We start from the raw sequence: 13,587 nt of genomic DNA on the forward strand, positions 1-13,587 counted from the left end.
TTCCACGAGGCTGGAGGCTCCATGGCCGCGACGCCGACCAACTGGGCCGGGAACGTCGAGTTCGCCGCCCGGACCCTGCACCGCCCGGCGACGACGGACCGGTTACGGGAGATCGTCGCGGCGGCCGACCGCGTACGGGTGCTGGGCTCGGGCCACTCCTTCAACCGGATCGCCGACACCACCGGCGACCTGATCACCCTCGACGACCTGCCCCGCACCATCGATGCGGACCCGGCCTCCGGCGCGGTCCGGTTCGGCGGCGCGGTCCGGGCCGCCGGCGCGGTCCGGTTCGGCGAGCTGTGCCCGGTGCTGCGGCGGCACGCTGGCCGCCGCCGTACGGTCGGTGGAACTGGTCACGGCGGACGGCTCGCAGGTCACCGTCTCGCGCGGCGACGCCGGCTTCGAGGGGACCGTGGTCTCGCTCGGCGCCCTGGGCGCGGTCACCGCCCTGACCCTGGAGGCGTGCCCGGCGTTCGAGGTGGGGCAGTACGTCCACGAAGGGCTGCCTTGGGCGGTGCTGACGGAGCACCCGGAGAAGGTGTTCGGCGCCGCGTACAGCGTCAGCGTCTTCACCGACTGGACCGGCCCGGCACGCGTGTGGGCCAAGCGCCGCGCCGGTGACCCGATGCCCGGCCTCGCCTGGACCGGCGCCCGCCCCGCCGACGGCCCCCGTCACCCGATCGAGGGGATGCCGACCGGGAACGCCACCGGGCAGCAGGGCGTGCCCGGGCCGTGGGACGAGCGGCTGCCGCACTTCCGCTCCGGGTTCACGCCCAGCGCCGGGAACGAGCTCCAGTCGGAGTACTCCGTGCCGGCCGGCCGCGCGGGCGAGGCCTTCGCGGCGCTGCGGGAACTCGGGCCGCTGCCCGCCCCCGTGCTGCAGGTATCCGAGATACGCACCGTGGCCGCCGATCCGCACTGGCTCAGCCCCGCCCACGGCCGCGACGGCGTCGCCCTCCACTTCACCTGGACGTCCGACGCCGCCGCCGTCGACCCCGTGCTGCTCCGCGTCGAAGAGGCGCTCGCGCCCTTCGACGCGCGCCCCCACTGGGGGAAGCTGTCGTCCACGGAGACGGAGACGCTGAGCGCCTCGTACGCACGCTGGGAGGACTTCCGGGCGCTGCTGGACCGCTTCGACCCGGCGGGCGTGTTCCGCAACGCGCTGATCGACCGTTGGTTTCCCCGCGGCCGGTAGCCGACAGCCGGTCAGCGGGTCAACGGCGGCCGGGCGGAGGCGGCGACCGGGAGGGCCGGTGTCCCGTGTTCCCGTGATCGGGCGGGTTTGGCCCCGGCGTGCGGGCGGATCACTTCCCCCAAAACGGGCCAGTTGTGCCGGGATCATTCCCTCAGCGCCCTCCAGTCGCTACCTTCCCTTCCACCACGTCCGCAACCCGGACAGGCAATCCCCCACGTCGAACAGCCCGTCCCAGCTGTCCGCACCGGAAGGATCCTCCCGTGCACGCACCTCTTCCCAGAGGCAGGAAGCGCAGAATCATCGCGGCCACCGCCGCCGCGTCCCTCGCCACCCCCCTTCTGCTCGCCGCGTCCGCCACCTCCGCCGTGGCCAAGCCCGACCCGGGCAAGCAGGGCGAGAGACTGGCGAGGCAGCTGGTCAAGAAGACCGGCGCCGACAGCGCCATGAGGCATCTGCGGGCGTTCCAGGCGATCGCCGACGCCCAGGACGACAACCGCGCCGCCGGCTCCGCCGGCTACGACTGGTCCGCGAAGTACGCCGGCACCCTGCTCAAGCTCGCCGGCTACGAGGTCACCTACCAGAACTTCGACTTCGTCTACCGCGAGACGCTCGCGGAGAAGCTGTCGGTCCTGACCCCCGCTCAGCGCGATGTCCCCATCAAGCTGATGACGTACACCGCGAGCACCCCCGAGGGCGGCATCGAGGCCGCCCTCGCGACCGTGCCCGTGGACGCCGACGGCACCACCGGCTGCACCGCCGACGACTTCGCCGCCGGCGACTTCACCGGCAAGATCGCCCTGATCAAGCGCGGCGGCTGCACCTTCGCCGCCAAGCAGGCGAACGCCGCCGACGCCGGCGCGGTCGGCGCGATCATCTACAACAACACCGAGGGGGACCTCAACGGCACCCTCGGCGATGCCTCGGCCGGCCGCATCCCCACCGGCGGCATCACCCTGGAGGCCGGCGAGGCGCTGGCGGCCGACGCCGCCCAGGGCACCGCCACCGTCAGCATGGAGATCCGCGAGTTCCACGAGACCCGCTCCACGCCCAACGTCATCGCCGAGACCCGCGGCGGCGACGAGGACAACGTGGTGATGTTCGGCGCCCACCTGGACTCCGTCGCCGACGGCCCGGGCATCAACGACAACGCCTCCGGCTCCGCCGGCATCCTGGAGGCCGCCCTCCAGCTCGCCGAGGCCGACCGCAAGGGCAGGCACACCAACAAGGTGCGCTTCGCGCTGTGGTCCGCCGAGGAGGTGGGCCTGCAGGGCTCCGAGCACTACGTGACCAGCCTGCCCGAGGCCGAGCGCGAGAAGATCGCCCTCTACCTCAACTTCGACATGATCGCCTCGCCGAACTACGGCCTGTTCGTCTACGACGGCGACGACTCCGACGGCGTCGGCGCCGGCCCGGGCCCCGAGGGCTCGGCTCAGCTCGAGCACGCGATCAACACCTTCATGCGCTCGCAGAGCCAGGAGCCGCGCGGCACCGACTTCACCGGCCGCTCCGACTACGGTCCGTTCATCGAGGCCGGCATTCCCTCCGGCGGCACCTTCACCGGCGCCGAGGGCACCAAGAGCGAGGAGGAGGCCGCCCTGTGGGGCGGCGAGGCCGGTCTCGCGTACGACGAGTGCTACCACCAGGCGTGCGACGACATGGGCAACGTCAGCAAGAAGGCGCTCGGTATCAACGTCGACGTGATCGCGAACGCCGTGGGCACCTACGCCTGGGACACCTCCTCCCTGACGGAGGACGTACCCTTCGAGCCCACCAAGGGCACCGCGGGCAGCGGTGGCGGTCTGCACGACCACGACCACGAGGTGACCTCCTGAGGTCCTGATGCCCCGACGGCCCGACGGCCCGACGGCCCGACGATCCGACTGCCTGACGTCCCACGGACGTACGGCCGTAACGGCACCCCACTGCGGGCGCCGGGGCGTGTGCCCCGGCGCCCGCAGTGCTTTACGCGCCGTGTGCCCCGGCGGCGCGCCGGCCCGTGACCGCCCGCCCCCCGAGGCCGGGACACGCCCCGACCCTCCGCCGGAAGGCTGCGTCCCGCGCCGCCGGACCGGTAGGCTTTCCGTGTGATCTTCAAGCGAATCGGAAACGGGCGGCCGTACCCCGACCACGGCCGGGAGAGCACCCGCCAGTGGGCGGATGTCGCCCCACGCCCGGTGCGTCTTGACCAGCTCGTCACCACCAAGGGGCAGCTCGACCTGGAGACCCTGCTCGCCGAGGACTCCACCTTCTACGGCGATCTGTTCGCGCACGTCGTGAAGTGGAACGGGGACCTCTATCTGGAGGACGGCCTCCACCGCGCCGTGCGCGCCGCCCTCCAGCAGCGGCAGGTGCTGCACGCCCGGGTGCTCGAACTCGACTGACGCCCCGGGCCGCGCCGTGCGGGACCCGTTGGCCCTTTCGGGGCCGACTGCGGTGTGCGCATTGATCGTTTAGTAGGCATTACGCCGTCGCCGCACTACGCTGCGCCCATGAGCATGCTCACTCCCCCCGGCATGGGCGGCAAGTACCGCATCACGGGTGACGGCTACCCGCGGATGCGGCGCCCGCGCAGGCGCCGCAGGATCGTCGCCGCCTCGGTCGCGGCGACCGCCGCCCTCGGCGTGCTCTCCTGGGGGACGGTGCAGCTCCTCGACGCCTTCACGGGCGGCGGCACCACGGTGCGGGCGGCCGCTGACGGCCGCGGCTGCGAGCCGGACGGCGGTAACGGGAAGAGCGACGCGAAGAACGGCGGCAACGCCGCCGCGGCGCGCTCCGCCAACAACTCCGGCGCCTCGCCCGTCGCCCTGCCGAAACCGTCAGCCATCACCGTCAACGTCTACAACGCCACCACCCGCAGCGGCCTGGCCAGGAAGACGGCGGACGCGCTGGAGAAGCGCGGCTTCACCATCGGCGAGGTGGCCAACGCCCCGGCCTCCCTCGACAAGAAGGTGAAGAAGGCCGGGCTGCTGATGGGCCCGCCCGCCGCTTACGGGAACGGCGCGTTCGACGTCCTGCTCACCCAGTTGCCCGGAGCGGAGGTCAGGGCGGTCGAGCGCAGGGCCTCCGAAGAGGCGGGGAGCGGGGAGAGGGCCCCCGGAAAGAACGCGGGGGAGAGAGAGGTCGACCTGGTGATCGGCAAGGCGTTCAAGGCCCTGGCCGAGGAGAAGGACGTGCGCGAGGCCATGGCGGCCCTCGCCTCCCCCTCCCCCTCCCCCTCTCCCTCGGACTGCCGGTAGACGGGTGCGTCGGCCGGGTCAGCCGGCCGTCCCGTACATGCGGTCGCCCGCGTCGCCCAGGCCCGGGATGATGTAGCCGTCCTCGTTGAGCCGCTCGTCGACCGAGGCGGTCACCACCGTCACCGGCGTGCCCGCCAGCTCGCGCTCCATCAGCTCCACGCCCTCGGGCGCCGCCAGCAGGCAGAGCGCCGTGACGTCGTCGGCGCCGCGCCGGATCAGCTCCCGGATCGCCGCGACCAGCGTGCCGCCGGTCGCCAGCATCGGGTCCAGGACGTACACCTGGCGCCCGGAGAGGTCGTCGGGCATCCGGGTGGCGTACGTGGACGCCTGGAGGGTGCGCTCGTCGCGGATCATGCCCAGGAAGCCCACCTCGGCGGTCGGCAGCAGTCGCACCATCCCGTCGAGCATTCCCAGCCCGGCCCGCAGGATCGGCACCACCAGGGGGCGCGGATGGGACAGCCGCACGCCCGTGGTGGCCGTCACCGGGGTCCTGATGTCGACCGGCTCGATGCGCACGTCCCGGGTGGCCTCGTAGGCGAGCAGGGTCACCAGCTCGTCGGCGAGGCGCCGGAAGGTCGGGGAGTCGGTGCGCTCGTCGCGCAGCGTGGTGAGTTTGTGCGCCACCAGCGGGTGGTCGACGACGTGAATCCGCATGCCATCGACAGTAGCCGAGCCGCTTTCCCCGCTCGCACTGGCGTACAAGCGCCTTTTCGGGGGACAGTGAACAGGTACGACCGGAGGTGGGCCGTATGACCGGACCGAGGCAGCAGCACGACGACACCCCCGACGACCGTCGGGGGCTCATACGCGAGGACCAGCGGGGCCAGGAGCAGCGGGACCGCCGGGGCTCCGGGAAGCGCCGCACGGGCACCCGGACCGCCGGTGGCTCCGCAGCCCCGGCGACCCCGGACAGCGACGCGGAGCGCCGCCGCCGACGGGCGGTCTTCCTGCGCGAGCTGAACGAGGCCAAGGCCCTGCGCGAACGGGTGCAGCCGCGCCGCGCCCGCGCCGCGCGCATGCGCCAGGCGATGCGGATGAGGACATTTCGCTGGTAGTCCGGCGCAACACCCACGCGACGCACGGTCGAAGACCTCTCGCTCAGCGCCGGTTTCTGCCACGATGCCGATTGGGCGGGGCGCGGTCCCGTCAGCACTCGGGCACCTGAAACCAGTGGGAGAGTCACGGTGTACTTCGCCGCACTGCTCGCGCGCACCGAAGACGGCTGGGAAGCGAGCGACACGGAACTCGACGAGGTCGAGACCCTGGCCGATCTCGCCGACCTGGCCCGGGAGGCCGCCGAGGACGATGAGCCGGTCCTGGTCTGTATCGAACAGGAGGGCGTCTGGTTCGGCGTCGTCCGGGTGGAGGGCGAGGAGGATCCCCGCATCTTCGTCTCGGACGCGGCCGCGGCCGCGCGCAGCTCCTACGGGGAGATCCTGCTCACCGACGAACTCCTCGGCCGCGAACCGGGCGGTGAGGAGGATCTCGACCTCCTCGTGGACCTCGACGGCACCGAGGACGGCGAGCCGCCGGGCGACACGGAGGACGACGAGGACGACAGGGAAGCGTCCGCACGGGCCGCCGGTGCCGCTCCGGCGGGGCCGGTCGGCGATGTCGGGCTGCTGGCCGACTTCGGCATGGACGGCAAGGCGCTGCTCTCGCTGACCTCCGAGGACGCGCTGACCGAGATCGCCGACGCGCTCGGCTGCACGGACATGCTGGAGGCCGTCCGGTAGCCGGCGCCCGCACGGGCGCACCTTTCCCCTCGTACGCCCCTTCGGCCCCGCGTGTCCCATGTGTCCCGCGGGGTCCCTCCGCCGTGCCCGCCCGCCGTACGCGGGGCCGGGGCGAGCGGGGACACTGGGCGCATGAGTGTTCCGCCGGACCCGCGGGTCCCTTCGCCGGAGTCCCTTCCGCCGGGCTCCCCGGACTCCGAGCACTCCCCGGACGAGGCGGCCGACCCGCTGCGTGACCCGTGGCGGGCGGCGATGCGCCGTGCCCTGGCCGAGGCCGTACGGGCTCCCGGGACCGGCGACGTGCCCGTCGGCGCGGTCGTCCTGGGCCCGGACGGCGCGGTCCTGGGGTTCGGCCGCAACGAGCGCGAGGCGACCGGCGACCCCACGGCGCACGCGGAGGTCGTGGCGATCCGCGAGGCCGCCCGGGCGGCCGGCGAGTGGCGGCTGTCGGGCTGCACCCTGGTGGTGACGCTGGAGCCGTGCACGATGTGCGCGGGCGCGATCGTGCTGTCCCGGCTGGAGAGGGTCGTCTACGGAGCGGTGGACGAGAAGGCGGGCGCGGCGGGCTCCCTGTGGGACGTCGTGCGCGACCGCCGGCTCAACCACCGGCCCGAGGTGGTCTCCGGGGTGCTGGCGCGGGAGTGCGGGGCACTGCTCACCGGCTTCTTCCGCGCGCCCTCCCGCGCCCCTTCCCGTACGGCGCGCCGCCCCTCGCCGGGGGGCGCGGAGGGCCGGAACGGCACTTCCCCCGGAACCGATTTCGGCGCACGCCCGACCATGGGCTAGGCTTCCTCCCGGTAGCGTGTCCGAGCGGCCGAAGGAGCTCGCCTCGAAAGCGAGTGTGGGGGCAACTCCACCGTGGGTTCAAATCCCACCGCTACCGCGGCAGTCGAAGGGCCTCCTCACCGAGGGGGCCCTTCGCCGTGTCCGGCCCCCCGTCCGGTCCGGCCGCGCCCGTACGCCCGCACCCCTGCGCCGCCGCCCGGGCCCGCCGCACGGCGCCGCCCGCGCAACCCCTGGGAGCGCCGGTCGCCGCCGGTTAGACTCTCGCAACCGCTTGGGCGGTCCTGTGTTCGGGGGCGCCCGGGATGTCCGGGGATGTTCGGGGAGAGGCAAGCGCCGTGGACGTGAAGAAGGTCGTGCTCTACATACTCCTCGTCTTCATCCTTTACTCGATCATCACCTCCCCCGACCGCTCCGCCGAACTCGTCGGCATCGGCTTCGAGGGCATCTCCGGCGCCGCGAAGGGCGTCGGGACCTTCATGACCGAACTGGTGAACTGAACGGGCCGCTCGTACGAGCCCGTCCGCACAAGCTCCGCCCCGTCGCCCCGGAGACGACCCCCGGACGGCCGTCCGCCGTGCGCGCACCGCAACAACACGAAGTTATGCGGTGCTTGCCCACAGTGCATATACCTTGTGATGCTATGACCGCTTTTGCCGGATGGAACAACCGTGAAGGGGTTGGACGAACGGTGGCGGCCACGCAGACCCTTCCGCGGACCCCGACGGGGGCAGCCCCCAGCCGTCGGAGCGCGGAGACCCGCGCCCTGACGCAGATGCTCTTCGAGCGGCTCTCCGGCCTGGAGCCCGGCTCCTGCGAGCACGAACGGGTGCGCGGGGCCCTCATCGAGGCCAACCTCCCCCTCGTCCGCTACGTCGCCGCACGCTTCCGCAGCCGCAACGAGCCGATGGAGGACATCGTCCAGGTCGGCACCATCGGCCTGATCAACGCCATCGACCGCTTCGACCCCGGCCGGGGAGTGCAGTTCCCCACCTTCGCGATGCCGACGATCATCGGCGAGATCCGGCGCTACTTCCGCGACAACGTCCGCACCGTGCATGTGCCGCGCCGGCTGCACGAGTTGTGGGTGCAGGTCAGCGGCGCGACGGAGGACCTGACCGTGCTGCACGGCCGCTCGCCCACCACCGCCGAGATCGCCGAACGGCTGCGGATCGCCGAGGAGGACGTCCTGGCCTGTCTGGAGGCCGGGCGCGCCTACCGCGCCACCTCCCTGGAGGCCGCCCAGGAGCGCGAGGACGGCATGCCCGGGCTGATCGACCGGCTCGGCTACGAGGACCCGGCCCTGGACGGCGTGGAGCACCGCGACCTGGTGCGGCACCTGCTCGTCCAGCTCCCCGAGCGGGAGCAGCGGATCCTGCTGCTGCGGTACTACCGGAACCTGACACAGTCGCAGATCAGCGCGGAGCTGGGTGTGTCGCAGATGCACGTGTCCCGGCTGCTTTCGCGGAGCTTCGCCCGGCTCCGTGCCGCAAACTCCATCGACGCGTAACCCCTGCGGGGGACACTCGTACGGATGTATCCCCATCCCGAGCTGTGCAGTTTTATCGACAAGGGGCTACGTCGTGTTGCTGACTTGTGACATTCTGCGAGAAGTGCGTTTGCCGCGACGGCGCCGCCGGTATTGACCGGGAGGTGCCTCCCTCACACCCGAGGGCGCCGCCGCGATCCGTCCGCGACCTCAAGGGGGTGGCATGTCCGTAGAACTGGGCAGCTCGAAGGTGCTCGCCGAGCCCGACACCAAGGCCGACGACGCGCCGTACGTTCCCTCAGACTGCGACGCCATCGACACCCGGACCCTCTCCCGCTCCCTGTTCCAGCGGCTCGCCGCGCTCGACGCCGACAGCCCTGAACGCGTCTACGTCCGAGACACCCTCATCGAGCTGAACCTCCCGCTCGTACGGTACGCGGCGGCCCGCTTCCGCAGCCGCAACGAGCCGATGGAGGACATCGTCCAGGTCGGCACCATCGGCCTGATCAAGGCCATCGACCGCTTCGACTGCGAACGGGGCGTGGAGTTCCCGACGTTCGCGATGCCGACGGTCGTCGGCGAGATCAAGCGCTTCTTCCGGGACACCTCCTGGTCGGTGCGCGTCCCCCGGCGCCTGCAGGAGCTGCGTCTGGCGCTCACCAAGACCGGTGACGAGCTGTCGCAGAAACTCGACCGCTCCCCGACGGTGGCCGAACTGGCCGCCGCCCTCGGGGTGTCCGAGGAGGACGTGGTGGACGGGCTGGCCGTGGGCAACGCCTACACGGCCAGTTCCCTGGACTCCCCCGCCCCGGAGGAGGAGGGCGGCGAGGGCTCCCTCGCGGACCGGCTGGGGTACGAGGACAGCGCGCTGGAGGGCGTGGAGTACCGCGAGTCGCTCAAGCCGCTGCTCGCCAAACTCCCTCCGCGCGAGCGGCAGATCATCATGCTGCGCTTCTTCGGGAACATGACGCAGTCGCAGATCGGCGAGCGGGTCGGCATCTCCCAGATGCACGTCTCGCGGCTGCTGACCCGTACGCTCGCGCAGCTCAGAGAGGGCCTGATCTCGGAGGAGTGACGGCCCGCCGCCGCGCGGGGCGGCCGGCGAGAAGAACGGCGTGTGGATGCTGGCGGCCGCCGGGACGGTGTGACACCGTCCCGGCGGCCGCCCGCGTCCACGGAGCGACTCGGCACAAGGCCGTCCCGCCCGGAAACGCTCAGGAGAGGGCGAACCAGACGACCGCGGCGATGACCGCGAGGACAGCGGCGATCCCCACGATCAGGCCGACCCTGGGGCCGGAGGACCGGGTCGCGGCGGGCGGACGCGGTCCGTCCTCGTCGACGAAGGCGCGGAACATCTGGGTGCTGCCGGCCGGGTCGTGGCCGCCTGCCGGACCCTGGGGTGCATGAGGGTTGTGAGCCATGCCTCCGGACCCTAGCGAACAGGCCGGTCACCGGTCACCCCCGGTCACGTCCCCGCTCCGCCCGCACGGCGGCCACCACGGGACTTGAAGCAGGGCACACCCGTTCTTGGGGAACCGTTTGCCCCCTCGCGCCCGAATTCATTTGCTTGGAACAACCAACGAACATATGCTTGCACTAAGCAACGATCTCTGCGGCAGCGAGGAGGGACCCGGGTGGCAGCACACACCCCCTACGAGGACCTGGCCCGGGAACTCGGCTCCGTCGGCGCCGTCCGGCGCGAGCTGGCCCGTAACCTGCCGCACGACTGCCCGCCCGCGCCCGCGGTCGTACTGACGCTGCTGGGGCGGCACGGCGAGATGCGGATGACACGGCTCGCCGATCTGATGGGCATCGACATGTCCGTCACCAGCCGCCATGTCGCGTACGCCGTCGAGCGCGGCTGGGTCGACCGCCGGCCCGACCCCCTCGACGGCCGCGTACGGCTGCTGCGACTGGCCGGGAGCGGCGAGCGGATGCTGGCCGAGATGCACCGCCGCACCAGCGAGACGCTCGCGCACCTCCTCGGCGACTGGCCGGATGAGGACGTGGCCCGTCTCACCGATCTGCTGGCGAGACTGCGTGCGAGCTTCGGCGACTGCGGCTGCGGCTGCCGCACCGCTCACCGCGGCGCCCGCCCCCTCCCGCCGCACGGCGCGGCCGCCGCGCACGGCTGATCACCCGTACACCCCGCGTACCTCACGTACCACCGGACCCGCATCACCGTGCCCGGGCGCACAGCAGCCCGGCCCGTCCGGGCCCGCACCCGACCGCCCGGACCGCAGACCTACGGCGTGCCGTGACACGCCGCCCGACGCCGGAAGAGACACGGAAAGCAAGGAGCGCATGGCAACGTCCACACCCTCGGAGGCGCCGCAGGGCGACACCGCCCGTACCACCCCGGGCGCCGGACAGGTGCCCATGACGCACCGCCAGATCATGGAGGCGCTGTCCGGGCTGCTGCTCGGCATGTTCGTCTCCGTCCTGTCCTCGACTGTCGTCTCCAACGCCCTTCCCCGGATCATCTCGGACCTGGACGGCGGCCAAAGCGCGTACACCTGGGTGGTCACGGCGGCGCTGCTGACCATGACCGCCTCCACTCCGCTGTGGGGCAAACTCGCCGACCTCTACAGCAAGAAGCTGCTGGTGCAGTCGTCGCTGGTGATCTTCGTGCTGGCCTCCGCCGGGGCCGGTCTGGCCCAGGACACCGGCACCCTGATCGCCTTCCGGGCGGTGCAGGGGCTGGGCGCGGGCGGCCTGGCCGCGCTGTCCCAGATCATCATGGCCGCGATGATCCCCCCGCGTGAGCGCGGCCGCTACAGCGGCTACCTGGGCGCCACCTTCGCCGTCGCCACCGTCGGCGGACCGCTGCTCGGCGGCGTGATCACCGACGCCTCCTGGCTCGGCTGGCGCTGGTGCTTCTACGTCGGCGTGCCCTTCGCCGTCCTCGCCCTGATCGTGCTCCAGAAGACGCTGCACCTGCCCGTGGTGAAGCGGGAGAATGTGAAGGTCGACTGGCTGGGCGCCTCCCTCGTCACCGCCGCCGTCTCCCTGCTGCTGATATGGGTGACACTGGCCGGAAACAGTTACGACTGGCTGTCCTGGCAGACGTACACGATGGTCGGCGCCGCGCTCCTGCTGACCCTGGCCTTCGTCGTCACCGAGTCGCGCGCCGCCGAGCCGATCATCCCGCTGGGGCTGTTCCGCAACCGCACGATCACGCTCACCGCGCTGGCCTCGCTCTTCGTCGGCATCGCGATGTTCGGCGCGACCGTCTTCCTCAGCCAGTACTTCCAGCTCGCCCGCGGCGAGTCGCCCACGATGTCCGGCGTGCTGACCATCCCGATGATCGGCGGGCTGTTCCTCTCCTCCACCGTCTCCGGCCTGGTCATCACCCGCACCGGCCGCTGGAAGGCCTGGCTGGTGGCCGGTGCCGTCCTGCTGGCGGCCGGGCTCGGCCTGCTGGGCACGATGCGGTACGACACCCCGTACTGGCGGATCGCGATCTTCATGGCGCTGCTGGGCACCGGCGTCGGCATGATGATGCAGAACCTCGTCCTGGCCACCCAGAACCAGGTCGCCCTCTCCGAGCTGGGCGCGGCCAGCTCCGTACTCGCCTTCTTCCGCTCCCTCGGCGGCGCGGTCGGCGTCTCGGTCCTGGGCGCGGTGCTCGCCCACCGCATCACCGACTACGTCACCGGCGGCATGACGAAGCTGGGTATCCGGCCCGAGGGCGCGACCGGCGGAAACGGCAGTGCCATCCCGGACCTGGACGCCCTCCCGGGCCCGGTCCGCGCGGTCGTCGAGAGCGCGTACGGCCACGGCGTGGCCGACATCTACCTCTACGCCGCACCGATGGCGGTGATCGCGCTGCTGCTGGTGCTGTTCGTCAAGGAGGTGCCGCTGCGCACCCGGCTCGACGAGCAGACCGACGCCGAGAAGGCCGAGAAGGCCGAGAAGGAGGAGCGGCAGCCGGGAAAGGCCACCGCCACCCCCGGCCGCTCCGCCCGACCCCTGCCGCCCCACATCACGTAGGGCCGGAACCGCACACGCGGTCCCGGCCCTGTGGGGGATGATCACCCCATGGACAGCGGAAGAATGGTCTTCCTGAACAGCACTTCCAGTTCCGGGAAGTCGAGCATCGCCACGGAACTCCTCCAGACCCTCGACGGCCCCTGGTTCCACATGCCCGTGGACGTCTTCCACGCGATGCGGACGAAGAGGGACGTCGACCCGGCCGAACTGCCGGCCGTCCTCAGACGCACCTGGGAAGGGTTCCACCGGGCCGTCGCCGGTATGGCTTCGGCCGGTAACGACATCGTCGTCGACCATGTCCTGAGCGAGCGGTGGCGGCTGCTGGACTGCCTCGCCCTGTTCGAGCCGCGGAACGTCCTCCTCGTCGGTGTGCACTGCTCCCCGGAAGAGTTGCGGCGACGCGAGGGAGTTCGCGGCGACCGTCCGCCCGGCCTGGCGGAACATCAACTGGACCTCGTACACGCCCACGGCGTCTACGACGTCGAGTGCGACACCACGACCGCGAGCCCGGCGGAGTGTGCCCAGCGGATTCGCGATGCCCTCACGCACCACACGGGCCCCACAGCCTTCGAGCGCCTCCGGCGCACCCACGTCCAGCCCGGCCCGTTGGACAGGGGCGAATGTTTCCCGTGAAACATCGCGGTACGACAAATCCCCGTTCCAGGTGAACGACTGCCCCCCGGTGGACTACCGCAGGCCCGTGCCACCGCGACTCCGGCACATACGTGAGAGGCCCTGCCGTACCCGGCGGGGCCTCTCACCTGCTGCGCGCTCGGCAGGATTCGAACCTGCAACCTTCTGATCCGTAGTCAGATGCTCTATCCGTTAAGCTACGAGCGCTTGGCTCCCCGGCTGTTTTCTCGCCGGTCGGCGTTGCGGGAACAACATTACATGACCTCCGCCCAGAGGTGAAATCCATTCGGTCAACACGACCTGACCTGCAGCGATGCCCGGCAGGAGGCGCCCGAGGCTCCTGCCGCGGACCTGTCGGCGGCCCCCCGGAACAGAGGAAGCCCCGGCCGTGCGGGCCGGGGCTTCGGTGATCGTGGTGATCGAAGCGGAGGCTGAGGGATTTGAACCCTCGATGGGCTTTAAAACCCAAACCGCATTAGCAGTGCGGCGCCATAGACCAGACTAGGCGAAGCCTCCCAACGC

Annotated in this window: 13 protein-coding genes, 3 tRNA genes and 2 pseudogenes; 14 read left to right on the forward strand and 4 right to left on the reverse strand. The window is 71.7% G+C overall.

What is annotated here, in order from left to right:
• Nucleotides 1-21 precede the first annotated feature (21 nt).
• From ACGRHY_RS12480 to ACGRHY_RS12495, 4 genes and pseudogenes are all read left to right on the forward strand, one after another.
• Nucleotides 22-1,195 (forward strand): annotated as a pseudogene (locus tag ACGRHY_RS12480) (D-arabinono-1,4-lactone oxidase).
• A gap of 260 nt (nt 1,196-1,455) precedes the next feature.
• Nucleotides 1,456-3,027, forward strand: a complete 1,572-nt coding sequence (locus tag ACGRHY_RS12485) for a M28 family metallopeptidase (protein WP_394635419.1) — start codon at nt 1,456-1,458, stop codon at nt 3,025-3,027.
• Between the two features lie 252 nt (nt 3,028-3,279).
• Nucleotides 3,280-3,576 carry a type II toxin-antitoxin system VapB family antitoxin gene (locus ACGRHY_RS12490; RefSeq protein WP_031508611.1) on the forward strand — a complete coding sequence of 99 codons (297 nt, stop codon included), beginning with the start codon at nt 3,280-3,282 and terminating at the stop codon, nt 3,574-3,576.
• Nucleotides 3,577-3,684: 108 nt separating this feature from the next.
• Nucleotides 3,685-4,431, forward strand: a complete 747-nt coding sequence (locus tag ACGRHY_RS12495; protein ID WP_394635420.1) for a LytR C-terminal domain-containing protein — start codon at nt 3,685-3,687, stop codon at nt 4,429-4,431.
• 18 nt (nt 4,432-4,449) lie between these two features.
• On the opposite strand, the gene upp is transcribed toward ACGRHY_RS12495, so the two are convergent.
• The gene (upp, locus tag ACGRHY_RS12500) at nt 4,450-5,085 is read right to left on the reverse strand and encodes a uracil phosphoribosyltransferase (RefSeq protein ID WP_394635421.1); all 636 of its coding nucleotides are present in this window, start codon (nt 5,083-5,085) and stop codon (nt 4,450-4,452) included.
• A gap of 95 nt (nt 5,086-5,180) precedes the next feature.
• Between upp and ACGRHY_RS12505 the strand changes: the two genes are divergently transcribed.
• The 7 genes from ACGRHY_RS12505 (at nt 5,181) to ACGRHY_RS12535 (ending at nt 9,514) form a co-directional block, all read left to right on the forward strand.
• Nucleotides 5,181-5,486: a hypothetical protein gene (locus ACGRHY_RS12505; protein WP_394635422.1), complete on the forward strand. Its 306-nt coding sequence runs from the start codon at nt 5,181-5,183 to the stop codon at nt 5,484-5,486.
• Nucleotides 5,487-5,615: 129 nt separating this feature from the next.
• Nucleotides 5,616-6,167, forward strand: coding sequence for a tRNA adenosine deaminase-associated protein (locus ACGRHY_RS12510; protein WP_394635423.1), 552 nt, complete (start codon nt 5,616-5,618; stop codon nt 6,165-6,167).
• A gap of 252 nt (nt 6,168-6,419) precedes the next feature.
• Entirely contained in the window at nt 6,420-6,953 is a 534-nt protein-coding gene (tadA, locus tag ACGRHY_RS12515) for a tRNA adenosine(34) deaminase TadA (RefSeq protein WP_394638026.1), read from the forward strand.
• A 10-nt stretch (nt 6,954-6,963) separates the two neighbouring features.
• A tRNA-Ser gene (locus ACGRHY_RS12520) sits at nt 6,964-7,050 on the forward strand.
• Between the two features lie 205 nt (nt 7,051-7,255).
• On the forward strand, nt 7,256-7,450 hold the full coding sequence (locus ACGRHY_RS12525; RefSeq protein ID WP_394635424.1) for a hypothetical protein: 195 nt from the start codon (nt 7,256-7,258) through the stop codon (nt 7,448-7,450).
• A 143-nt stretch (nt 7,451-7,593) separates the two neighbouring features.
• Nucleotides 7,594-8,460 (forward strand): RNA polymerase sigma factor SigF, encoded by an 867-nt coding sequence (locus tag ACGRHY_RS12530; protein ID WP_394635425.1) that lies wholly within the window; start codon nt 7,594-7,596, stop codon nt 8,458-8,460.
• A 202-nt stretch (nt 8,461-8,662) separates the two neighbouring features.
• On the forward strand, nt 8,663-9,514 hold the full coding sequence (locus ACGRHY_RS12535; RefSeq protein WP_394635426.1) for an RNA polymerase sigma factor SigF: 852 nt from the start codon (nt 8,663-8,665) through the stop codon (nt 9,512-9,514).
• 139 nt (nt 9,515-9,653) lie between these two features.
• On the opposite strand, the gene ACGRHY_RS12540 is transcribed toward ACGRHY_RS12535, so the two are convergent.
• Complete coding sequence (locus tag ACGRHY_RS12540; protein WP_394635427.1) at nt 9,654-9,860, reverse strand: hypothetical protein; 207 nt, start codon at nt 9,858-9,860, stop codon at nt 9,654-9,656.
• A 213-nt stretch (nt 9,861-10,073) separates the two neighbouring features.
• On the opposite strand from ACGRHY_RS12540, the gene ACGRHY_RS12545 reads away from it, so the two are divergent.
• The 3 genes and pseudogenes from ACGRHY_RS12545 to ACGRHY_RS12555 all read left to right on the forward strand — a co-directional run bounded on the left by ACGRHY_RS12545 (nt 10,074) and on the right by ACGRHY_RS12555 (nt 13,065).
• Complete coding sequence (locus ACGRHY_RS12545) at nt 10,074-10,574, forward strand: MarR family winged helix-turn-helix transcriptional regulator (RefSeq protein WP_394635428.1); 501 nt, start codon at nt 10,074-10,076, stop codon at nt 10,572-10,574.
• 244 nt (nt 10,575-10,818) lie between these two features.
• Nucleotides 10,819-12,411, forward strand: a pseudogene (locus ACGRHY_RS12550) (MFS transporter); the annotation flags it as partial.
• 69 nt (nt 12,412-12,480) lie between these two features.
• On the forward strand, nt 12,481-13,065 hold the full coding sequence (locus tag ACGRHY_RS12555; RefSeq protein ID WP_394635429.1) for a chloramphenicol phosphotransferase CPT family protein: 585 nt from the start codon (nt 12,481-12,483) through the stop codon (nt 13,063-13,065).
• Between the two features lie 134 nt (nt 13,066-13,199).
• Here the strand turns inward: ACGRHY_RS12555 and ACGRHY_RS12560 are convergent.
• Nucleotides 13,200-13,272 (reverse strand) — tRNA-Arg (locus ACGRHY_RS12560).
• Between the two features lie 218 nt (nt 13,273-13,490).
• A tRNA-Ser gene (locus ACGRHY_RS12565) sits at nt 13,491-13,581 on the reverse strand.
• Between the last annotated feature and the right edge of the window lie 6 nt (nt 13,582-13,587).

It is taken from the genome of Streptomyces shinuiensis (genome assembly GCF_043660855.1).
In the GTDB taxonomy this organism is placed as follows: domain Bacteria; phylum Actinomycetota; class Actinomycetes; order Streptomycetales; family Streptomycetaceae; genus Streptomyces.